At 62.3% G+C, this 21,642-nt stretch carries 25 protein-coding genes; 10 read left to right on the forward strand and 15 right to left on the reverse strand.

What is annotated here, in order from left to right:
- The first annotated feature begins 208 nt into the window (after positions 1-208).
- On the forward strand, positions 209-1,753 hold the full coding sequence (locus FJ492_RS09995; RefSeq protein ID WP_140769782.1) for an alkaline phosphatase family protein: 1,545 nt from the start codon (positions 209-211) through the stop codon (positions 1,751-1,753).
- 44 nt (positions 1,754-1,797) lie between these two features.
- Here the strand turns inward: FJ492_RS09995 and FJ492_RS10000 are convergent, their stop codons facing one another.
- Positions 1,798-3,099, reverse strand: a complete 1,302-nt coding sequence (locus FJ492_RS10000; protein WP_140769784.1) for a PRC-barrel domain-containing protein — start codon at positions 3,097-3,099, stop codon at positions 1,798-1,800.
- A 305-nt stretch (positions 3,100-3,404) separates the two neighbouring features.
- On the opposite strand from FJ492_RS10000, the gene FJ492_RS10005 reads away from it, so the two are divergent.
- Positions 3,405-4,325: a diacylglycerol kinase family protein gene (locus FJ492_RS10005; RefSeq protein WP_140769786.1), complete on the forward strand. Its 921-nt coding sequence runs from the start codon at positions 3,405-3,407 to the stop codon at positions 4,323-4,325.
- Positions 4,326-4,354: 29 nt separating this feature from the next.
- Here the strand turns inward: FJ492_RS10005 and FJ492_RS10010 are convergent, their stop codons facing one another.
- The 3 genes from FJ492_RS10010 to FJ492_RS10020 all read right to left on the reverse strand — a co-directional run bounded on the left by FJ492_RS10010 (position 4,355) and on the right by FJ492_RS10020 (position 5,604).
- Entirely contained in the window at positions 4,355-4,555 is a 201-nt protein-coding gene (locus FJ492_RS10010) for a hypothetical protein (RefSeq protein WP_140712925.1), read from the reverse strand.
- Positions 4,556-4,787: 232 nt separating this feature from the next.
- Positions 4,788-5,267, reverse strand: a complete 480-nt coding sequence (locus tag FJ492_RS10015) for a hypothetical protein (protein ID WP_140769787.1) — start codon at positions 5,265-5,267, stop codon at positions 4,788-4,790.
- Positions 5,268-5,277: 10 nt separating this feature from the next.
- Entirely contained in the window at positions 5,278-5,604 is a 327-nt protein-coding gene (locus FJ492_RS10020; protein WP_140509753.1) for a DUF883 family protein, read from the reverse strand.
- A gap of 352 nt (positions 5,605-5,956) precedes the next feature.
- Between FJ492_RS10020 and FJ492_RS10025 the strand changes: the two genes are divergently transcribed.
- A complete protein-coding gene (locus FJ492_RS10025) occupies positions 5,957-6,337 on the forward strand; it encodes a response regulator (protein ID WP_246675955.1) in 381 nt (126 codons plus the stop codon).
- Positions 6,338-6,373: 36 nt separating this feature from the next.
- Here FJ492_RS10025 and FJ492_RS10030 read toward each other — a convergent pair whose 3' ends face one another.
- Both FJ492_RS10030 and FJ492_RS10035 read right to left on the reverse strand, forming a co-directional pair.
- A complete protein-coding gene (locus tag FJ492_RS10030) occupies positions 6,374-6,925 on the reverse strand; it encodes an RNA polymerase sigma factor (RefSeq protein ID WP_010911883.1) in 552 nt (183 codons plus the stop codon).
- Between the two features lie 3 nt (positions 6,926-6,928).
- Entirely contained in the window at positions 6,929-7,132 is a 204-nt protein-coding gene (locus FJ492_RS10035; RefSeq protein WP_032934943.1) for a NepR family anti-sigma factor, read from the reverse strand.
- 215 nt (positions 7,133-7,347) lie between these two features.
- On the opposite strand from FJ492_RS10035, the gene FJ492_RS10040 reads away from it, so the two are divergent.
- From FJ492_RS10040 to FJ492_RS10060, 6 genes are all read left to right on the forward strand, one after another.
- Positions 7,348-8,142, forward strand: a complete 795-nt coding sequence (locus tag FJ492_RS10040) for a response regulator (RefSeq protein WP_140509751.1) — start codon at positions 7,348-7,350, stop codon at positions 8,140-8,142.
- A gap of 205 nt (positions 8,143-8,347) precedes the next feature.
- The gene (locus FJ492_RS10045) at positions 8,348-8,512 is read left to right on the forward strand and encodes a DUF1328 domain-containing protein (RefSeq protein ID WP_006203859.1); all 165 of its coding nucleotides are present in this window, start codon (positions 8,348-8,350) and stop codon (positions 8,510-8,512) included.
- Positions 8,513-8,674: 162 nt separating this feature from the next.
- Entirely contained in the window at positions 8,675-9,709 is a 1,035-nt protein-coding gene (locus tag FJ492_RS10050) for a sensor histidine kinase (protein ID WP_140769788.1), read from the forward strand.
- Between the two features lie 133 nt (positions 9,710-9,842).
- Positions 9,843-10,019 carry a hypothetical protein gene (locus FJ492_RS28690; RefSeq protein ID WP_181165928.1) on the forward strand — a complete coding sequence of 59 codons (177 nt, stop codon included), beginning with the start codon at positions 9,843-9,845 and terminating at the stop codon, positions 10,017-10,019.
- A 145-nt stretch (positions 10,020-10,164) separates the two neighbouring features.
- A complete protein-coding gene (locus FJ492_RS10055) occupies positions 10,165-10,440 on the forward strand; it encodes a hypothetical protein (RefSeq protein ID WP_246675957.1) in 276 nt (91 codons plus the stop codon).
- An 82-nt stretch (positions 10,441-10,522) separates the two neighbouring features.
- Positions 10,523-10,768 carry a YMGG-like glycine zipper-containing protein gene (locus FJ492_RS10060; RefSeq protein ID WP_027141909.1) on the forward strand — a complete coding sequence of 82 codons (246 nt, stop codon included), beginning with the start codon at positions 10,523-10,525 and terminating at the stop codon, positions 10,766-10,768.
- 129 nt (positions 10,769-10,897) lie between these two features.
- On the opposite strand, the gene FJ492_RS10065 is transcribed toward FJ492_RS10060, so the two are convergent.
- The 4 genes from FJ492_RS10065 to xylF form a co-directional block, all read right to left on the reverse strand.
- Positions 10,898-12,538, reverse strand: coding sequence for a CHASE domain-containing protein (locus FJ492_RS10065; protein ID WP_140769790.1), 1,641 nt, complete (start codon positions 12,536-12,538; stop codon positions 10,898-10,900).
- A gap of 137 nt (positions 12,539-12,675) precedes the next feature.
- Entirely contained in the window at positions 12,676-13,434 is a 759-nt protein-coding gene (locus FJ492_RS10070; RefSeq protein ID WP_246672658.1) for an ATP-binding cassette domain-containing protein, read from the reverse strand.
- Positions 13,435-13,488: 54 nt separating this feature from the next.
- Positions 13,489-14,841 carry a sugar ABC transporter permease gene (locus FJ492_RS10075; protein ID WP_140769791.1) on the reverse strand — a complete coding sequence of 451 codons (1,353 nt, stop codon included), beginning with the start codon at positions 14,839-14,841 and terminating at the stop codon, positions 13,489-13,491.
- A gap of 142 nt (positions 14,842-14,983) precedes the next feature.
- Positions 14,984-16,024, reverse strand: a complete 1,041-nt coding sequence (xylF, locus tag FJ492_RS10080; RefSeq protein WP_027141905.1) for a D-xylose ABC transporter substrate-binding protein — start codon at positions 16,022-16,024, stop codon at positions 14,984-14,986.
- 268 nt (positions 16,025-16,292) lie between these two features.
- Here xylF and FJ492_RS10085 point away from each other — a divergent pair, with 268 nt between their 5' ends.
- On the forward strand, positions 16,293-17,540 hold the full coding sequence (locus FJ492_RS10085) for an ROK family protein (protein ID WP_140509739.1): 1,248 nt from the start codon (positions 16,293-16,295) through the stop codon (positions 17,538-17,540).
- 2 nt (positions 17,541-17,542) lie between these two features.
- Here FJ492_RS10085 and phoB read toward each other — a convergent pair whose 3' ends face one another.
- The 5 genes from phoB to pstC are packed head-to-tail and all read right to left on the reverse strand — an operon-like array spanning position 17,543 to position 21,623.
- Entirely contained in the window at positions 17,543-18,232 is a 690-nt protein-coding gene (gene phoB / locus FJ492_RS10090; protein WP_010911896.1) for a phosphate regulon transcriptional regulator PhoB, read from the reverse strand.
- Positions 18,233-18,251: 19 nt separating this feature from the next.
- Positions 18,252-18,959: a phosphate signaling complex protein PhoU gene (phoU, locus tag FJ492_RS10095; protein ID WP_140509735.1), complete on the reverse strand. Its 708-nt coding sequence runs from the start codon at positions 18,957-18,959 to the stop codon at positions 18,252-18,254.
- 25 nt (positions 18,960-18,984) lie between these two features.
- Positions 18,985-19,788, reverse strand: a complete 804-nt coding sequence (pstB, locus tag FJ492_RS10100) for a phosphate ABC transporter ATP-binding protein PstB (protein ID WP_140509733.1) — start codon at positions 19,786-19,788, stop codon at positions 18,985-18,987.
- Positions 19,785-20,636 (reverse strand): phosphate ABC transporter permease PstA, encoded by an 852-nt coding sequence (gene pstA, locus FJ492_RS10105; protein ID WP_015315385.1) that lies wholly within the window; start codon positions 20,634-20,636, stop codon positions 19,785-19,787. The genes pstB and pstA overlap by 4 nt, the downstream gene beginning before the upstream one ends.
- Before the next feature lie 3 nt (positions 20,637-20,639).
- Positions 20,640-21,623 (reverse strand): phosphate ABC transporter permease subunit PstC, encoded by a 984-nt coding sequence (gene pstC / locus FJ492_RS10110; RefSeq protein WP_140712935.1) that lies wholly within the window; start codon positions 21,621-21,623, stop codon positions 20,640-20,642.
- Positions 21,624-21,642: the final 19 nt, after the last annotated feature.

Here is a 21,642-nt window from a genome sequence, read left to right on the forward strand (position 1 = left end):
TGGTGCTTGTGCGGCCTCGCCGCTGTCCACGCCAATATGAGGACGCGATCGATTGTGGCAAAGGCGGCAAACACAGAATGGACTGTGCTTCAAAAGTGAACAATGAGAAGGCGCTTGTTCACCATCCAGCCAACAGCCTTGGTCTTGCGCGGTTGATGGAAATCGGTTCCATGTGCGCATTCGAATATACTGGGAAGGGGTAGCGCAAGTGACTGGAAAAGGCAGCCGGCCGAATGTCCTCCTCATCACTTGCGACCAGTGGCGCGGTGATTGCCTGTCGGCTGCCGGCCATGCCCAGGTGAAGACACCGAATGCCGATGCGCTGGCCGCCGAAGGTGTGCTGTTCAAGCACCATTACGGCGGTGCGGCTCCGTGCTCGCCCGCGCGTGCCTGCCTCTACACGGGCCTCTACCAGATGAACAACCGTGTCTGTCGCAACGGCACACCGCTCGATGCCCGCCACGGCAATATTGCGCTTGCCGCGCGCAGCGTCGGTTACGATCCAACCTTGTTCGGCTATACCGATGTGTCGCTCGATCCGCGCCAGCTTGCACCGGCCGATCCGCGGTCGCACAGCTACGAAGGCGTGCTGCCCGGCTTCACTGTGCGCCAATTGCTGCCCGAACATCAGAAGCAGTGGTTGTCCTGGCTGAAGCAGCAGGGTATCGATGCCAGCGCTGGAAGTCCTGATATCCATCGCCCCGTTGGCGAGGCGGACGGCGCGGTGACTGAGGCGCCACCCATCTACTCGAAGGATCAGACGCCAACGGCCTTCCTCGCCGGCGAATTCATCCGCTGGCTGAGCGAGCAAGAGGAAGCCACGCCATGGTTTGCGCATCTTTCCTTTATCAGCCCGCATCCGCCCTTCATCGTGCCGGAACCGTACAACATCCAATACGATCCGGCGGACGGCCCCGCTTTTCACCGCGCGGAAAATTGGCGTGCCGAATCTCAGGGCCACCCCTACATCGCCTATGATCTTGGCCGGCAAGAACGCGCGAAGTTCCGCCCCGGCGCCACGGGCAAGGTACACGACTGGAGCGAGGACGATTTCCGCCGTATCCGGGCAATCTATTACGGCATGATCTCGGAGGTCGACGCACAGCTCGGCCGCCTATGGCAAGCGCTGAAGACCGAAGGCGCGTGGGACAACACCATCATCGTGCTCACCTCCGACCACGCCGAAATGATGGGCGACCATTTCATGCTGGGCAAGGGCGGCTATTTCGACGGCAGCTACCATATCCCGCTGATCATCCGCGATCCGCGCCACCGTAAGGCGGCCGCCAGCAAGATCGATCGTTTCACCGAAGCGGTGGACATTTTGCCTACGCTCATCGACCTGCTCGGCGTGGCCCCCGAGCCGCATCTTGACGGGTGCTCGCTGAAACCCTTCTTGAGCGGTGGAACTCCAGCCGTTTGGCGCGACGCCGCGCACTGGGAGTTCGACTTCCGCTCGGTCGCGGACGGTGAAGCCGAACAGCACTTCGGTATTACCTCGCGCCAGTGCAACCTCGCTGTCATCCGCACACAGAAATTCAAATACGTGCATTTTGGCGGCGGCTTGCCGCCCCTGCTTTTCGACATGGAGGCCGACCCTGGCGAACTGAAGAACCTCGCCAGCAGTCCGGCACACCGTCCCACCCGACTGGAATTCGCCGAAAGGCTGCTTGCCTGGCGGGCCGAACATCTCGACCAGTCGCTTGCACTCTGGGAACTGACGGAAAACGGGGTGGCTGGATATTCTAGGTAGCAAGCAGGGCGATAAGGGATTTCCCCTACCGCCCGCATCCTTGCCTACCGGACGACGAGGCGCTGCTCGTCGCGCTTCTGGGCGTAGGAGCCCTTGTCGTAGGCCGCTTGCTTCTCAAGCTGCTCCTTGGTGAAGGTCGTATAAAGGTACTTCTTGCCGTTCTTGTCGGTCATGAACTTCAAATTATCCATGCCGACCGCGACCTCCTTCGAGCCGATGCCGAGGAAGCCGCCGACATCGACGATCACGGCATCGGTTTTCTTGTCGGGCGTCAGCACGACATCGCCGATCTCGCCGACCTTGGCGTCGTTGGCGCCATAGACCGTCGTACCCTTCAGATCGTCACCCCTGATCTCGCCAATCGGCATCTCCGTCAGCTTGGACTTGTCGATAGCCGCGGTCTTTGTCTGGTCGGGAGCCGTGGCGTCAGCCGGCGCAGCCGCCGTCTTGGCCGCCGGAGCGGCAGCGGGAGCTGTCGCGGCGGAAGGCGCCGTCGCGGGCGCAATTGCCGCCGGCGCGTTCGATGCCGTCGTGGCCGGCGCCGGATCATAGGCCTTGCGGTTAAAGTCCGGCTGCGCCTGCAGCTCTTCCTTGGTGGTCTGCGCCACCAGCCAGCGGTCGCCATTCTTCTGTGCCCACTGCGCCTTGGCGAAATCATAGGCGACGTTCTTTTCGCCCATGCCGAGGAAGCCGCCCACGCCCATAATCAGCGACTGCGCCTTGCCTTCCTTGGTCAGTACGATGTCGTTCACGTCACCGATCTTCTGGGCGTCATCGCCTGTGCCGTTGTAGACATTTTCGCCGATTATGTTTGTGGCCAGGTTGCCATCAGCCTGTTTCACCGGTTGCGCGTTCGCCTCTGCGGGCTTCTGTGCGGTGTCGGTCGACGTGGCCGGTGCCTGGGCAGTCGTCGGTGCGGCCGGGGCCGGCGCATAAGCTTTGCTGTCGAACTCCGGACGCGCCTTCAGCTCGTCCTTGGTTGTCTGGGCCACGAGCCAGCGGTCGCCGTTCTTCTCGGCCCATTGCAGCTTGTCATAGTCGAAGGCGACGTTCTTGGTTCCGACGCCAAGGAAGCCGCCCACGCCGATGACGACGGATTTCGCCATGCCGTCCTTGTCAAAGACGACGTCAGTGACCTTGCCGATATTCTCGGCATTGTCACCAGTGCCGTTATAGACGGTTTCGCCGATGATATTGGTGACGATGCTGCCTTCCGCCCGGATCACTGGCGCTGCCGGCTCCTGGGCGGCCGGTGGATTCGCGGGGGCTGGGTTTGCGTTTTGCGCGAAGGCACCGGTTGCAACCATTGTTGCAAGGGCGGTGGTCGCTAAAAGGGTGCGGATCATGATAATCTCTCCTCGTGCCTGATTTCGTGCACGCCGCAGCCGGTTGAACCCATCGCTGGGAAATCGGGTGCGGCATCTCTACAGGTTCACAACGTCGTGACCATGCTGTTGTTCCGACAAAAAACCGCGGCATCCGAGACCAAAACCACCATGCGGATGGGTAGCGCCAGCCGACGCAACCCCCGGATTCCGACCCTGGATACCGGCCTGGATTTCAGCGCAACCGGAACCTTTCCTGGTCCGCTGCGTTTCGGCATCCGGCTAGGTACGCCTGGGCCAGTTTTAATTGAACAGCGGAGCCGGGCATGAAATTTGCAGCGGTGCTGAACCGGGAGGGCGGCACCTTGCGCACCACCGATCTCATGGCCTTTTCCGACCGGATGCGTCAGACGCTGGAATCGGCGGGCCATTCTCTCAGCATCGACATCGTTGCCGGCCGGGATATCGCGGAAACCCTCGACAGCGCCGTCTCGCGCCGCACCGTCGACGTCGTGCTCGCCGGCGGCGGCGACGGAACCATCTCAGCCGCGGCGGCCAGGCTGATGGGCAAGAAAAAGGCGCTCGCCATATTGCCGGCCGGCACGATGAACCTGTTCGCGCGCGGTCTCGGCATTCCGCAGTCGCTCGATGCCGCGCTGGAATCCTTCGCCGACGGCGAAATCATTTCGGTCGACATGGCCACGGCCAATGGCCAGCCATTCGTTCATCAGTTCTCGATCGGCATGCATGCCAAGATGGTGCAACTGCGCCAGAAGATGGAATTCGGGTCGCGCCTGGGTAAGATCGGTGCTTCAGCCAAGGCCGCCTGGGCGACGATCAAGAACCCCCCGGCAATGAACGTTACGCTCGGCATTGGCGACGCCGAGGTGACGGCGCGCATATCGGGCATCGGCGTCACCAACAATCTGTTCGGCGAAGGCCATTTGCCTTATGCCGACAACCCTGCGGGCGGCGTGCTTGGCATCTACGTCACGGTGGCGCAACAGCGCGCTGAACTGGTCAAGTTCTTCTTCAACATGGCGCGCGGCAAATGGCGCGACAACGAGCACGTCGAAATCCATCAAGCCGACCGTGCAGTGCTGAAAATCCACTCCGGCGGCAGAAAATTTCGCGCCGTGATGGATGGCGAACTGGTCAGGCTCGATCGTGAGACGACGATCGAAATCAAACCCGGAGCGCTCAATGTGCTGGTGCCGGCCAGCGTGGCCCAGGCGAAGGCCGCCTGATGCGGTGTGACGCCACGGGAGCCGCGATTTTAGCCGGAAGGCGCCGGGCCGGAATCCGGCGGAGCGGGGACGGGTTGTTCGCCTGTGTTCGGTGCTTTGATCAACTCGCCGTAGATCTCGGCGACGCCCCAGGCGATGAGTGCCAAGAGCAGTCCGGCGATCAGGATTTGGAACCCATGCCAACCCCATCGCCCCTGACGCGCTTTGTTTTCGGGAATGTTCTTGGTCATGGCGGTTCCTCGTCTGGCTTCGCATCGGCTGGCCCGATCGGCAAATCACGCTCGGGTAACGGTCCCTCGCAAGGATGGTTCCGGCTGCAAGGTTGTCTCTGGCTGGCGAGGACATCAAGGCAAGCCGTTGGAGACTTCGTTGGATACTGGGTGGAAACGGTGTCCAGCGCGAGAGATATTGATGGCGCTGGAAGATCTGTCGAAGTGACACGAGGCGGGCCGGCCGGCGCTGCTATCCCTCGCCGGCATCCGGACGGTCGGCGTCGGACTTCACGTTCTCGCGGTAGATGGCATAGGCCGCGAGTGCCACCGCCGGACCAAGAATAATCCCGAGTCCACCTTTTCCCTTGAGCCCACCTTTTCCCTTGAGCAATGCCGGTAGCACCGCGAGCGCGGCCGTAATGCCGATCGCTTTCATGTCGGCCTTGCGCCGCCTTGCTTCGCGGCGGACCTGGGCGCCCGACACCAGCCGATGGATCAGAACAATAAGGCCCGCGATCACCAGGAAGCCGACACCGAAACCAACCGCGGCAGCCAGCGATCCATAGCGCGCCGACGTCCAGATGTAAGCCGCCCCGACCAGGAAGCCGAGGCCGCAGAATGCCGCCAGCGCTGCAAGCGCATAGGCGGTGGCCGCTGTGCGCGCACGGCGCATCACAGCCATGGTCTCACCCGAGGCGAAACCCGAGAGCAGGGAAGCCAGCAGTCCCATCTCGGCGAAACTAGCGACGCGCGAGCAGCGCGAACAGGAAGCCGATGCCAGCGGCGATTGCCAGCGACGTTACCGGCTTTTCGCGTACGCTTGCCACCATCTGCGCCTCGATATCCCTGGCATTGCCGCGCAGGCTGTCGAAGGCGGCCTCCCCTTGGGCGCGCAACTGCTCGACGCCTTCGGCCGCCGCCCGGCGCGCTGTGCCGTAACCGTGTTGACCGGTCTGGGCCAACTGTTTGGTGAGCTTGTCGATATCGGCCTTCAACTGCCTGATGTCGGCTTCAAGATCCGAATTCGTCCGGCCTTCGTTGGCGGTTTTCCCTGCGGCGGTTGCCATTGCTTAACTCCTTGTGATTGCTCGGTTTCAAACGCGCCTTGCGCTTCAAGGTTCCGATGCCGGGGCAAACTAGCCGAAAACCCGGTCATGCGCACCCGATCCCCCGCCTCTGGCAAGAAGCGCTGCGTCAGGTCAGCGGCCGGTAACGGCCATTGCTCGCAAGGATATTGCCGGTTTGAAAAACCGCACTCGGTCTTGCTGGGCATTTCGCCCGCTTGCAAATGCCTGCCGCAGCAGGTCCGTTCTACGCGCTTGCCTGAGATTGGCCTTTCATCGGCGCCGTGTATCTTTTTTAAATGACAACACACCGAATTGCGATCATGACTCCCGACGTTTCAAGGAGCAATTGCCTGTGCCTCAATTACTTGACGGATTGCGCATTCTTGTCCTGGAGGATGAATACCTCATAGCCATGGATGTCGAGCAACTCTGCCGCGACCACGGTGCAAGCGAGGTGGTGGTTGCCCGCGACCTGGCCGAGGTCGATGGCCGGAAGGTCGCGACGGATTTCGACGCGGCCATTGTCGATCTAGTGCTGGGCGGTGCCTCGACGCTTGAATTCGCCGCGGGTCTGCGTGAAACCGGCGTCCCGTTCGTTTTCGCGTCCGGCTATTCGGATACGGACGAGATCAAGGCGTCATTCCCCGGGGTGAGGCTGGTCACCAAGCCCTATTCAGGCGAAGACCTCGTCGAAGCCGTGGCGCTGGCCTACGGTCGCGGCTCCCCTGACTGACGCGACACGTCCGCATCGCCGTTATTCGGCCCGCGTTCAATGCGCCGCCGTCCCCGTGACCTGAGCCGAGATCGCATCGGGGCCATACTCGTCCTCGCCGGAGATTTTCAGGATTTCCTGCAGGCGCGTGCGGGCCCTGCTGACGCGGCTCTTGATCGTTCCGACCGCGCAACCGCAGATTTCGGCGGCCTCCTCATAGGAGAAGCCCGAAGCGCCGATCAGGATGATGGCTTCGCGCTGGTCCTCCGGCAATTGCTCGAGAGCGCCGCGAAAATCCTTGAGGTCGAGTTGGCCGTGCTGGGCAGGGTGCACTGCAAGCCGGGCCGTCATGATGCCGTCGCTGTCCTGCACCTCGCGGCCGCGCTTGCGCATTTGCGAATAGAATTCATTGCGCAGGATCGTGAAAAGCCACGCCTTGAGGTTGGTGCCGGGCTGAAAGCTCTCATGCTTGTCCCAGGCCTTGACCAGCGTTTCCTGAACGAGATCGTCGGCCTTGTCGGCATTCTGAGTCAGCGACACGGCAAAAGCCCGCAAGCTTGGGATTGCCCCAAGCAAATCGGTCTTGAAGCCTTGGGAGACCGCTGCCATGCCTCAGTCCTTCTTCTGTGCGGGTTCGGCCTGTTCCAGTTGGCTGAGCAACCGGGCGAAGCGATCCGGCACATTGTCGGAGACCAGCTCGTCATAATATTGTTTGAGTTTGCGCCCGATTTCGGAGTTCGGCCCAAGAGGGTCGCCGACGCCGTTCCGGCGCCTGCCCGCGGCGCCAGCCAGAATATCTTTCGTCATATCCTTCATTTCGCCCTTTTATTCCCAGAGCTCAAGCCGCTCATACATAACACGAGACAAGCGCTACCCTCGTCTGGTTTGCCCAACCCGACGTCCAAACGCCATTGCCACTGATTCGTTCCATATCGGCGGAACTTTTTCGGGAAAGCGGCGTTATTTCCACCGGGCTTGCAATCAGTGACCTGCAATGCATCCAACTGCGTCATCTGAGGGAGACGTCCATCATGAGCTTGTCCGCCACCATCGCTCCGCATCTGCCGTTCCTGCGGCGCTTCTCGCGTGCCGTCTCGGGATCGCAGGAGAGCGGCGACGCGCTGGTCGCCGCGATGCTTGAGGCCATCATTGCCGATATCGACATCTTCCCGGAGGCGTCGAGTGACCGGATCGCCTTGTACAAGGTTTTTGCCAAGCTCTTCACATCCGTTGCCATCCGCGTTCCGCAGGAGCAGTCACAATCGGCTTGGGAGCAGCGCGCGGCCGCCAATCTCAATGCGATCGCGCCGCTTCCCCGCCAGGCCTTCCTGCTGGTTGCCGTCGAAGGCTTCAGCGAGGACGAGGCGGCCGAAATCCTCGACGTCGGCGACCAGCAGTTCTCCGAGCTGCTCGCCCAGGCAAGCAACGAGATTTCCCGTCAGGTGGCGACCGACGTGCTGATCATCGAGGATGAGCCGCTGATCGCCATGGACATAGAGGAGATGGTCGAAAGCCTCGGTCATCGGGTCGTGGGAACGGCGCGCACCCATGCCGAAGCGGTGACGATGTTCGGCAAGACCCGGCCGAAGATGGTCCTGGCCGATATCCAGCTCGCCGACGGCAGTTCAGGCATCGAGGCGGTGAACGAAATGCTCTCTTCGACATCGGTGCCGGTGATCTTCATCACCGCCTTTCCCGAACGTCTCCTGACCGGAGAGCGCCCCGAACCCGCCTTCCTCGTGACCAAGCCGTTCAATCCCGACATGGTCAAGGCGCTGATCAGCCAGGCGTTGTTCTTCGACCGGCAGGCCAAGGCTGCCGCATAGATCGCTGCCTCGGACGCAGGACAGAGACATCAAGGCCGCTGGATGCGATTGTTTCCGGTGGCCTTTTTGACAAGCCGGATCGGCCACCGGCGAATTTCCGGCCCGCGCTGCCCGGAACGATTTGCAAGCACCGTCTTTTTCGGCGAATGGTGGAACAAACCGCATCCACCCACGTTTTTACCGCATCATTGGAAGGAGATGAGCCATGCTTTACTGGGCGCTCGTATTTCTCGTTGTGGCGATTATCGCCGGTGCGCTTGGTTTCGGCGGCATTGCCGGCACCTCCGCTGGTATCGCGCAGATATTGTTCTTCATCTTCCTGGCTTTCCTGATCATTTCGCTTCTGGCCGGCCTGTTTAGGCGGGCGTGAGCCTGGCGAGTTATCAGGCGAACACTGGAAGCCGCACCCCTCAAACGGTTTCCAGCCACCGCCGGGCGGCGTCCTTCAATGGATACCGTCCGGCGGACCGCTTTTAGCGGAACCCATTCGACAGTGAGCCGTTCAGCCTGAGTTGGGTGAACAGATTGACCTATGCGCTCCAAGACTTCAGATAAGACGGGAGGCGCACGGAGCGATGAAGTCATCGCCATGCACCCCGCTGAAAGCGGCATGCAGCTTGGCCGTGCCCTTCTTCACGCCCTGCACAATGCCGGCATTTCCGTTCTTTATCAGGATCGCGAGATGAAGACCGTATGGGCCCGCAACATGCGCGCGCCCTGGGTCTCCGATGAGGTCGAGGGGAACGGCACCCTGCCGATGGCGCAGGCCGACCGCATCGCCGCCGCCAAGCGCGAGGTGGTCGCGACCGGCGATGCTCAGCGCTTTGAAATCAGTGTCCCGGTCGAGAATGGCGTTCGCTGGTTTCATATCTGGGTCGATGCCGACCGAGGCGATGGTGGCGATGTACAAGGCGTCGTCACCACCATGGTTGAGACGACCGAGCAGAAGCGGCGCGAACAGACATTGACGACGTTGCTGCGTGAAGTCAGCCACCGCTCGAAGAACCTGCTGGCGATCATCCAGAGCATCGCGACCCAGACCGGTCGTTATTCCGACGGCGTCGGCGACTTCCTGACGCGCTTCCGCGGCCGGCTGCAGTCGCTGGCCTCCTCCCAGGATCTGGTGACATCCTCCAACTGGCGGGGGGCAGCCCTTCATGAACTGGTGGCGAGCCAGGTCGGCCGCTACGGAGCGAACCCATCGCACAGCCTTCGCTTCCGTGGCGCCAATCCCTACCTCAATCCCAACGCCGCGCTGCATATTGGCCTGGCGATGCATGAACTCGCCGTCAACTCCGTCAGCTACGGCGCCCTGTCCCGGCCGGACGGTTTCGTCGAGGTCACCGCCGACCTTAACGCCGCCGCCACGGGGGACGTGGCCTTGTCTTTGACATGGGCCGAAACGATAGGGACCGACGACGATGGGAGCGGTCAAAAGCGATTCGGCAGCGTCGCGTTGGAGCGTGTGGTGCCAGCGTCCCTGAACGGAACCGCGAACCTCGATATCGGCGACGGCCACCTCGAATACCGCCTGGTCGTTCCGCACAGCAATTTCGAGACGCAGTGAGAGCCCGGCAAGCAGCGATTCTTAACCGGCTGTTCACCATAAGAGCGAATACTGTTTTTCCCAGATATCGCCGGAACCCACCCCGTTTTCGGACATTGTTGGCAGGCTTGCAGCGCGGTACGGGAGGAACGTCTTGACGGTTGCCGACATGAACAGACTGGAACAAGCCGCCCGGATTTCGATGGGCGAATTTCAGGAATCCGAATCCTCCGCAAGAACACTCCCTGAAGCAGGCAAGGGTTTGATGAAGGGGCTCGTTCTTGCGCTGGCCGCGATAATGTCGCTGGCCGTTCTTTGGCAGTTGAGCTGACTTAGGTCCTGCTCACCTCACCGTGCGCGCTGTTGAAATCGCCGATCGGTCAACGCGGGGGCACCTTCGACCGTGAGAGCCCCGTTGGAATGACAGGAACTTTTTGACGATGTCGGTCGTTATTGCGGCCAGAGGAACATCTGTCATGCAACACATAACCGCGTTGGCCGAATGCCGGGAATTGCAGGTCCCTGTCAGTGTTTTTGCGACTGCTGACGAATGCAACGCTGAGCGCCCCTTCGCGATGGGCGACGTACAGGGGCAGGCGCAGCATGTCGTCACCGAATGCCTCGCGGTCGATCCTGCGTCGGAGGACGAGTACGATCAAATTGTCTGCAAGATGCGGCCAGGCGGTAGCCTTAACGCTTCGTTGACCATTTCCGACCTCCGCCCAGGAAAAGACGACGTTAATCAACAATAAATTGCAGCAGCAAAGGCCGTCGTTTCGTGCTAAACGGCGGTTGGAGCTTACTAAAGTGTGGACACAAGTGAGGAGTGACTCTATGCGGAAAATACTTATTGCCATGGTTGCGGTGGTCGCCGTCAGCGGCTGCACCACGACCGAGCAGGACGTCGTCGGCGGCGGCTTGATCGGTGCGGGCGTAGGCGGGTTGGTCGGCGGCGGCAAGGGCGCGCTGATAGGCGCGGCCGTCGGTGCCGGGTCCGGCCTGCTGGTTCGCAACCTGCGCAACGGCTACTGCCAGTATCGCGATCATCGCGGCCGTATCTATACGGCTCGCTGCAACTAATTCAGCGATTAGAGCAATCAGGAGCGGCTCGGCGATTTCTATCAAACGCTGAACCGCTCTAATGGAATACAAAACCGGGGGCCATATCCGGCCTCCGGATTTTCTTGGCCGTTGCCGATCGGCAGGATTTCAGCCGACCAGCGGAATTCTGATTTCCACCTTCAGGCCGTCAGCCTGGAAATCCCGCTTGATCGTGCCGCGCAATTCGCGGGTGACGTTGAGGTCGATCAGTTTCGTACCGAATCCGGTCACGGCCGGCGCCTCGATCTTGTTTTTTCCAGCTTCCCGCCAGTTCAGCGCCAGGATCCGCTCGCGTCCACGCCCTTCCAGCGACCAGTCCACTTTCAGCGCCCAATCCCCCTTGGACGAATTCGCGGAATTGCCGGCTTCACCATATTTCAGCGCATTGGTGGCGAGTTCATGAAAGGTCAGGCCAAGCGCCTGCGTTGTGGTTTCATCGAGCAGCACCTCCGGGCCTGACAGGAGCCCCTCCGGCAACTCCTTGCCGAACACCTGGCCGAGCTCGATGCGCAGCAGGTCGGCAAGGTCGGCTTTCTGCCAGCGTGAGCGCGTCAACATGTCCTGCGAGGCGGCCATCGCCTGCAGCCTGGCCGAGAAGGAATTGGAGAACTCATTGACGTCGGTTGCCCGCGACGCCGTCTGCCGGGCGATCGCCAGCACCCTGGTGATCGAGTTCTTGATGCGATGCTTCATCTCCTGCAGCATCAGGTCCTTTTCGAGCAGGCTCTTTTCCGTTGTTTCATGCAAGGCCGACACCGCGTCATAGGCTCGCTCCTGATAGCGCGCCACCAGCGCGATGGCGCCGGCCAGGAGCAGGCCGAACAGTCCCAGCATCACAGGGATGGCGCGCGACGAGGGTTGCGAGAAGGCACTGGTCGGCCTGAACAACACGGTCCACGGGCGCCCCGCCACGGTCATCTTGCGGGTGACCAGCAGCCGGTCTCCCAAGGATGAAGCCGGTGGCGTCTCCGAGCGGAACAACAGATTGTCGCTGTTTGCCGTTCCGTCATAGATCTCTGTGTTGACCGGCAGCAGCGGCGCGCGGCTGAGCGCGATCTGGAACAGATCCCGGGCGCGGAAGGCGGCATAGAGAAAGCCGGCGGTCGAGGAGCGCGATGCGTTGATGACCTCCGGCGCCGTTTCGACGTTGAGCCGCACGAAGACCAGGAAGCCGGTGAAGGTCTGCGCGGCACCCGTGCCCTGGCCGAGCTGCACCAGCCCGCTTGCATGCTGTTGGTCGTCGGCCATCGCCTTTTCGATCGCCGCGCGCCGCACCGGCTCGCTGAACATGTCGTAGCCGATGCTGGCCTGGTTGGACGGATCCAGCGGCTCGAAAAGCGCAATCGGCGTGCGCCAGGGCTGCGTCGTATCCGGATAGACCGGATGGCTGGCGCCGAAATCGTGGAGGATGTCGCGTTCGACCGTTTCCTCGTCGCCCGTCTTGACCAGCCGCAGGAAGCCGATGCCGCGCAGGCCGCCGAAATTGCTGTCGACATCCAGCGCCTTGAAGAAGGCCTTGAACTCGTTCTGGGAAATATCGCCGTTGCGCGCGTCGAACAGGGCCTTCGTCGAGCGCAGCAGCGACAGATGCAGGTCGATGCGGCTCTCGATCCGATTGAGGGCGTCATCGGCCGCCCCTTCGAACTTGATGCGGGCGGCTTCCTGCGTCGCGAAATAAGCGAATCCCGCCATGGTCATGCTGATCAATGCAACGGCAATGAACGCGACGATTGGAAAAAGCTTCTTCAACGGATGATGCGGTCCACGATCAAACAGGACCTTTATGGGCAAGTCGCCGGGCCAACACAATGGTCAGGCCAAGCCATCGTGATCACTGGCATATCATGTGAACGGCAACGGCGCGTGCCCGAGCAGCCTGGCCGGCCTCAGGCGGCGATCTTCAGCGCACCCGGCCCCGGTATGGCACCTGGAGGACATTTACCCAGGATGATCATGCCCAGCACCTCGTCCTGGGTGACATCCGTGGTGCGTGCCGTGCCGACGACCTGACCGTTCTTCATCACGCAGACCCGGTCGGCAAGCTCGAACACGTCGTGGATGTCGTGGCTGATCAGGAAGATGCCGATGCCGTCGGACTTGAGCTGCCTGACCAGTTCGCCGACCTGTGCCGTTTCCTGGGGGCCGAGTGCCGCCGTCGGCTCGTCCATGATCAGGATGCGGGCGTTGAACAGGATGGCGCGTGCGATCGCCACTGACTGGCGCTGTCCGCCCGATAGTTTGATCACCGGTTCCTTGAAACGCTGGAAGCGAGGATTGAGCCGCCCCATCACCTTGCGCGCCTCGGCCTCCATGGCGACGTCGTCGAGCGTGCCCCAGGCGGTCATCAGCTCTCGGCCGAGGAACAGATTGGCGGCGGCATCGACATTGTCTGCCAACGCCAGCGTCTGGTAGATCGTCTCGATGCCGTATTTCTTGGCGTCGCGCGGGTTGGAGATCGCTGCCTCCTCGCCATTGACGAATATCTGGCCGGAGTCGCGCTTGTAGGCGCCGGACAGGATCTTGATCAGCGTCGACTTGCCGGCGCCGTTGTGGCCGAGCAGCGCCACGACCTCGCCGGGGAAAAGATCGATCGAGGCATCGTCGACGGCACGGATGCCGCCGAATGCGATCGAGATATTACGCATGTCGACCAGCGCGGTGGCTGCAGGAGCAGTCTTGTCAATCACGGTGATGCCTCCCTAAACGCGCTTGCGGTAAACGGTGTCGAGCCACACCGCGATGACCAGCACGGCGCCGACGACGATGCTCTGCAGAGGCGAATCGACGCCGAGCAGCACCATGCCCGACTGCAGCGACTGCATCAGCAACGCGCCGAGCATGGCGCCGATGATCGTTCCCGAGCCGCCGGCAAGCGACGTGCCGCCGATGACGGCCGCGGCAATGACGAGCAGCTCATCCAATGTTCCAAGCACATTGGTGGCCGAGTTCTGCCGGGCCGACGAAATGGCGGCGGCGATCGTGGCCAGCACGCCCATGATCATGAACACCTTCATGGTGATCCAGCGCGTGTTGATGCCGGCGAGGTTGGCCGCTTCCGGATTGCCGCCGATGGCAAAGACATAACGGCCGAAACGGGTGCGTTTTGTGATGAAGGTCATGACCAGACCGACGGCGACGGCCATCAGTACCGGTATGGCGATGCCGTGGGCGATGAATAGCCCGCCCTCCGGCACGGTGATGTTGTTGGCGGCCGCGTACCGGTTCACGATGCCGATCGGCCACGGATAGGAGTTAGCCAGCCACACCACGCCCATGATGACGGCACAGGTGACGACGCCGAGCAGCGTCTCGGCCCAGATCGGCCGCAGCGGGAAGCGGAACCGCTTTCGTTGCACCCGCCCGTTGAACAGCGCCAACACGACGGCCAGGCAGGCGACGATGCCTACGACCCAGCTCCAGGTCGCACCGATCGATCCGGCCGGTCCGCCGCCCATCAGCTGGAAGGTGGCGTCGAGCGGTGCCACCGTCTGGCCGCTGGTGACCCACCAGGCGGCACCGCGCCAGACCAGCAGGCCGCCCAGCGTGACGATGAAGGCCGGCACTTCGAGATAGGCGATGACGAAGCCCTGGAAGGCGCCGATCAAAAGGCCGAGCGCCAGGCCGATGACCAGTGCCAGCACCCAAATCCATGGATTTCCGAGTTCAAGCCCCACGAACCGGACCAGGAAATGCACCTGGGCAAAGCCCATGACCATGCCGATCAGGCCCTCGGCGGAACCGACGGACAGGTCGATGTTGCGCATGACGATGACCAGCACCATGCCGCAGGCCATGATTGCGACCGCGGACGTCTGCACCGACAGATTCCATAGATTGCGCGGCGTCAGAAACGTGCGGCTGTCGAAATCGAACGGATTGACGCCAAGACGCAAGCTCGAAATCACATGCAGCGCGACCCAGATCAGCAGCAGGGCGCCAATCATGCCGAGCATACGGGTGTCGATCTCGGTCGCTTTCAGGAACCGGGCAACCGCGCCGAGTTCCGAGGCGCGCGCGGTATCGGCCTGCAGGTTGGACGTCGTGTCGGTCATGATTTCCTCCAACCGGCTGGCCGTCTGACGCGGATGCCGAACCCAGCCTAGAAGCTATCCGCGTGATGCGGAAACACAAATCTTTTTGAGAAAACGCCGCGGCTTGGGGGCCGCGGCGCCTTCATTCTTCAAGCGGTCAAACTCAGTTGCAGGCCGCGACGCTGCCGGCGGCGACGCCCGCGCAGACTTCGTCCTTCTTGATCCAGCCGGCGTCGATGACGAGGTTGAGATTGTCCTTGGTGATGGCGACCGGGGTCAGGAACAGCGACTTGACGGTGTTGCCGCCAGGCGTCGTGAAGTCCTTCGCGCCGGCGATGTCGGTCATCTTCTTGCCGTCGGCGAGCTGCGAGGCGATCTCGGCGGCGTTCTTGCCGAGTTCACGCGCATCCTTCCACACCGACACGGTCTGGGTGCCGAGCGCGATGCGGTTGAGCGCGGCGTGGTCGCCGTCCTGGCCAGAGACCGGCACGGTGCCGGCGAGCCCCTGCGCCGTCAGCGCCGCGACGACGCCGCCGGCGGTGCCGTCATTGGCCGCGACCACGGCGTCGACCTTATTGTCGTTGGCGGTGAGGAACTGCTCCATGTTCTTCTGGGCGTTGGCGGGCAGCCAGCCGTCCGTATAGGCTTCGCCGACATTCTTGATCTTGCCGCTGTCGATGGCTTCCTTCAGCACTTCCATCGAGCCCGAGAACAGGAAGTCGGCATTCGGGTCGGCACCCGAGCCCTTGATGAAGACGTAATTGCCTTCAGGCTTGACCTTGAACACCTCGCGAGCCTGCATGCGGCCGACTTCCTTGTTGTCGAAGGTCAGGTAAAAGACGTCCTTGTTCTCGATCAGGCGGTCATAGCCGACGACCGGAATGCCCTCGTCGAGCGCCTTCTGCACCGCTGGGCCGATGGCCGAAGCATCCTGCGCCAGGATGATCAGCGAATTGGCGCCCTGGGAAATCAGGCTTTCGACATCGGTCAGCTGCTTGCCGGGATTGGACTGCGCATCGGCGGAAATGTACTTGTCGCCCGCGGCCTCGATCGCTTTCTTCATGGCGGCCTCGTCGGTCTTCCAGCGCTCTTCCTGGAAATTCGACCAGGAAACGCCGATGACCTTGTCCTTCGCCTGCGCCACCGACGCCAGCGTCAGCGACATGGCGACACCCGCCAGGATGGCGACTGTGAATCTCTTCATGGTATATCCTCCCTGCGCCGCGTATGGCGCGACCAAACTGGCCCGAAGGCCGGCATAGGCCCTATTTTTTCGAGCCTCGAAAAAACACTGATCCATCGTCGGAACACTGTCAACATCGATTCTGATGGATTTTGAGGTGCCGGGAGCCTTTTTTCGAGTCCCGCAATAAATAAATGACAGCTCCTGCCGCATCTGCCAGTATTCGGCCCATTGCCGGAGAGGTTCGAGGGGGTGTCAAGAACCGCGGCGACGGGAGGATGTGGGAAGCATGTCGGTCGGAATCCGCCACGACGATCTGCGCCGGCGCAACCGCGCCATGGTGATTGCAGCCGTGCGTCAGGGTGGTCAGCCCTCGCGCACCGAGATCGCCGCCACCACCGGCCTCAGCCACTCGACCATATCGGCGATATCAGCCGACCTGATCGACGAGGGTATCCTGACCGAAGGCAAGCCGAACGAAGCCGGTTCACTGAAACGCGGCCGGCCGCAGGTTGGCCTTGGCCTCAACCCCGAGGCCGCGGCTGTGATGACCGTGGTGCTGTCGCTGAATTTCCTGTCCGTCGCCGTCATCGATTATTCCGGCCAGGTGGTCGCCGAGGAACAGCGACGGCTGGACACGCTGACCATGTCGCGCGAGGCGCTGATCGGCGAATGCACGGCAATAGTGCGGCGGCGCCTCGAGGACCCCGATCTCGACGTCCGCAGTATTGCCCGCATCGCGCTGGCGATCCAGGGCATCACCGACAGCGAGGCGCGTGCGATGCTGTGGTCGCCGATCACGCCGCAGACGAACATTCCCTTCGCCGACATACTTGAAGCCGAGTTCGGCATCCCCGCCACCATGGAGAACGACTGCAACATGATGGCGGTGGCGCTGCGCTGGCGCGACCCCGAACGCTACCGCGACGACTTCATCGCCATCCTGCTCTCGCACGGCATCGGCATGGGCCTGGTGCTGAAGGGCGAGCTGTTCACCGGCACGCATTCATCGGGAGGCGAGTTCGGCCACATGATCCATCGCCCGGGAGGCGCGCTCTGCCGCTGCGGACGGCGCGGCTGCGTCGAGGCCTATGCCGGCAACTACGCCATCTGGCGCAACGCCAGGCAGCTTGGCGAGGACGCCGAACCGGTCGCAGATGTCAGCGATGCGCAGATGCGGACACTCGCCGCGACGGCAAGGGAGAAAGACGGACCGGAGCGCGAAGCCTATCGCAAGGCCGGCGAGGCGCTGGGCTATGGGCTGGGCAGCCTGTTCGCGCTGATCGATCCCGCACCCGTCGCCATGGTCGGCGTCAGCGCCGCCGCCTTCGACCTGATCGAGCCGGCCTTGCGCGAGGCCATCGGCCAGACCGCCGGCGGCCAGCATTCGGAATCGATTTCCTTCGACACCGAGCCGAACGAGCTGCCGCTCATCCGCGAAGGTTGCGCTATGCGCGCATTGACCTTCGTGGACCAGGAGATTTTCGCGCCGGGCGTGCTGGCGAGGCCCGGCGTTCCGGGCAAGAATGTAGCCTGATTTCAGTCTTCGCGGATCGCGTAACCAGCGCCGCGAATGGTGCGGATCACGTCCGGCATACGGCCGTTGTTGACCGCCTTGCGCAGCCGGCCGACATGCACGTCCACGGTGCGTTCATCGATATAGATCGTCTCGCCCCAGACATTGTCGAGCAGCTGGCTGCGCGAGAACACGCGGCCGGGATGACGCATCATGAATTCGAGCAGGCGGAACTCGGTCGGTCCGAGCCGGATCTCGCTCTTCTTGCGATAGACACGGTGCGATTCCCGGTCGAGCACGATGTCGCCGACCTTGAGCACGCTGGACAGCACTTCCGGCTTGGCGCGGCGCAGCAGCGCCTTGACCCGGGCCATGAATTCCGGTGTCGAGAACGGCTTGACCAGATAGTCGTCGGCACCGGTCGAGAGGCCGCGCACGCGGTCGCTCTCCTCGCCGCGCGCCGTCAACATGATGATCGGCAGCCTCTCGGTCTCGGGCCGCATTCGCAGGCGCCGACAGAGTTCGATGCCGGAAACCGCCGGCACCATCCAGTCGAGCACCAGGAGGTCGGGCACGTTCTCCTGGAGGCGGATCTCGGCTTCGTCGCCGCGTGTCACCACCTCGACCTGGTAGCCTTCCGATTCCAGATTGTAGCGGAGAAGCACGCCGAGCGGCTCCTCGTCCTCCACCACCATGATGCGTGGCGCGATCATCGATTGATCATCCCTGCCGTCAAGCCGCCGGCACCGACATCGCCGTCTCGTCCTGCTTCGGACGGTTGGCGGGCAGTTGCGTGCCGGTCAGCACATAATACGCATTCTCGGCGATGTTGGTCACGTGGTCGCCGATGCGTTCGAGATTCTTGGCGCAGAACAAAAGATGCGTGCAAGCCGTGATGTTGCGGGGATCCTCCATCATGTAGGTCAGGAGTTCGCGGAACACCGAAGTGTATTTGATGTCGATGCGTTCGTCGTCATTCCTGAGCTTGGCGAGGGCGGCGGCATCGCCTGCCGCGTATTCCTCGACTACCCCCTGCACCTGGATCAGCACCAGCTGCGCCATGGAATCTATCGAGTGCGACAGATCGCGCGGGGTGGCGGTAAGGCCGACGGAGCCGACGCGCTTTGCAATGTTCTTGGCAAGGTCGCCGATGCGTTCGAGATCGCCCGCCATGCGGATGGAGCCGACGACATGACGCAGATCGTCGGCCATCGGCTGGCGCTTGGCGATCAGGGTGATGGCGCGATCGTCGAGTTCGCGCTGGCGCGCGTCCATGATGGCGTCGTCGGAGACGACGCGCTGTGCCAGCGCATTGTCGGAATTCAGCAGCGCCTTGGTGGCGCCGCCGACCATCGTGCCGGCAAGATCGCCCATGTCGCTGATCAGCTTGCTGATCTGTCCGAGATCCTCGTCGAAGGCTGCGACTGTGTGTTCGGCCATGATCCTGGTCCTCGTATGCGTGAGATCAGCCGAAGCGGCCGGTGATGTAGTCCTGCGTGCGCTTCTCGCGAGGCGACGTGAAGATCTTCTCGGTCTTGTCGAATTCGACCAGCTCGCCCAGATACATGAAAGCCGTCTGCTTCGAGACCCGCGCGGCCTGCTGCATGTTGTGTGTGACGATGACGATCGTGTAGTCGGCCTGCAACTCGTCGATCAATTCCTCGATCTTGGCAGTCGACAATGGGTCGAGCGCCGAGGCCGGCTCGTCGAGCAGGATGACCTCCGGCTTCACCGCCACGGTGCGGGCGATGCAAAGCCGCTGCTGCTGGCCGCCCGACAGACTGAGGCCGCTGGCATTGAGCTTGTCCTTGACCTCGTTCCACAGCGCGGCGCGCTTCAGCGCCTGCTCGACACGGCCGTCCATCTCGGCCTTGCCGATCTTCTCATAGAGCCTGACGCCGAAGGCGATGTTCTCATAGATCGACATCGGGAACGGCGTCGGCTTCTGGAACACCATGCCGATCTTGGTGCGCAACAGGTTGAGATCCTGCGAGCGGTCGAGAACGTTCTGGCCGTCGAGCAGCACCTGACCCTCGGCGGTCTGCTTGGGGTAGAGTTCGTAGATGCGGTTGAAGACGCGCAGCAGCGTCGACTTTCCGCAACCCGACGGTCCAATGAAGGCCGTCACGCTGCGCTCGGGCAGCGACAGCGTGATGTCCTTCAGCGCCTTCGACTGGCCGTAGTAGAAATTGAGGTTCTTGACCTCGATCTTCGCCTTGGCGGCCGCCTCGGTGGCAATCGTCATGTCTGGAGACAACATCTGGCTCATTTGTCCTCTCTGCGTCCGGTCAGGCTGCGCGCAAAGATGCTGAGCGCGAGAACCGTCAATGTGATTATGAGTGCGCCGGTCCAGGCCAGTTGCTGCCATTCCTCATAGGGGCTGAGAGCGAACTGGAAGATGGTGACCGGCAGGCTGGCCATCGGCGCGTTGAGGTTGCTCGACCAGAACTGGTTGTTCAGCGCCGTGAAAAGAAGTGGCGCCGTCTCGCCGGAAATGCGGGCGATGGCCAGCAATATGCCGGTGACGATGCCGGACATCGCCGCGCGGTAGGCCACCGAACGGATGACCACCCAGCGTGGCGCGCCAATCGCCGTGCCGGCCTCGCGCAAGGCGTTCGGCACAAGGTTGAGCATGTCCTCGGTGGTGCGCACCACGACGGGAATGACCAGGATGGCCAGTGCCACGGCACCGGCGATGGCCGAGAAATGCCCCATCGGCCGCACCATCAATTCGTAGACGAACAGGCCGATGATGATTGAGGGCGCCGACAGCAGGATGTCGTTGATAAAGCGTACCACGGTGGTGAGTTTCGAAAAGCGGCCGTATTCGGCCATGTAGGTGCCGGCCAGCACGCCGATCGGCGTGCCGACGACGATGCCGATGATGGTCATCACGATGCTGCCGTAGATGGCGTTGAGCAGGCCACCGGCATCACCGGGCGGCGGGGTCATTTCCGTGAACACCGAGAGCGAAACGCCCGACAGACCCTTATAGAGCAGCGCGCCGAGGATCAGCGCCAGCCAGGCAAGGCCGATGCCGGCGGCGATGACGCAGAGCGTCATCATCACGCCGTTCTTGCGCTTGCGGCTCTGGTGAAGCGATGCGGCTGTCGACATCGGTCAGACTCCGGTACGGGCATCGATGCGCATCAGCATGTACCGGGCGATGGCAAGGATGAGGAAGGTGATGACGAACAGGATCAGGCCGAGCGCCACCAGCGAGGAGGTGTAGAGATCGCCGACGGCTTCGGTGAATTCGTTGGCGATGGTTGCCGAGATCGTCGTTGCCGGCGCGAACAGCGAGGCGCTGATCCGGTGGGCGTTGCCGATGACGAAGGTGACCGCCATGGTTTCACCGAGCGCACGGCCGAGAGCAAGCATGACGCCGCCCATTATGCCGATGCGGGTGTAGGGGACGACGACCCGGCGTGTTACCTCCCAGGTCGTGCAGCCAATGCCGTAGGCGGACTCCTTCAGCACCGGCGGCACCGTGTCGAACACATCCTTGGTGATCGAGGTGATGAAAGGCAGGATCATGATGGCCAGGATCATCGCCGAGGTCAGCAGGCCAATGCCATAAGGGGGCCCGGCGAACAGGCTGTTAAGGCCGGGAATGCCATGGAACACGCTGATGATGAAAGGTTGCACTGTCGTCTGCAGGAACGGTGCCAGCACGAACAGACCCCAGATACCGTAGATGATCGAAGGAATGCCGGCCAGCAGCTCCACCGCCATGCCGATTGGGCGCCGAAGTGGGCGCGGGCAAAGCTCGGTCAGAAAAATGGCGATGCCGATGCCGAGCGGCACGGCGATCAGGATAGCGATGGCCGAAGTGATGATGGTGCCATAGATCGGCGCCAAGGCGCCGAATTTCTCGGTAACGGGATTCCAGCTCTCGGTGGTCAGAAAGGAGAAGCCGAAGGTCGACAGTGCCTGCCAGGAACCGGCGAACAAGGAGATGGCAACGCCGCCGAGCAGCACCAGCACGAGAATGGCGGCGGCGCGGGTCAGCCCATGGAAGATCGAATCGGTCAACGCGAACCGTCTGACGGTGGCGTCGCGTGAACCTCGAATGGCTGGCAAGGCTTCCTGGGCAGCGCTCATGTCAAGCTCGGCTCTTTGT

The sequence above is a fragment of the Mesorhizobium sp. B2-5-4 genome (assembly GCF_006441095.1).
GTDB classification, from domain to species: domain Bacteria; phylum Pseudomonadota; class Alphaproteobacteria; order Rhizobiales; family Rhizobiaceae; genus Mesorhizobium; species Mesorhizobium salmacidum.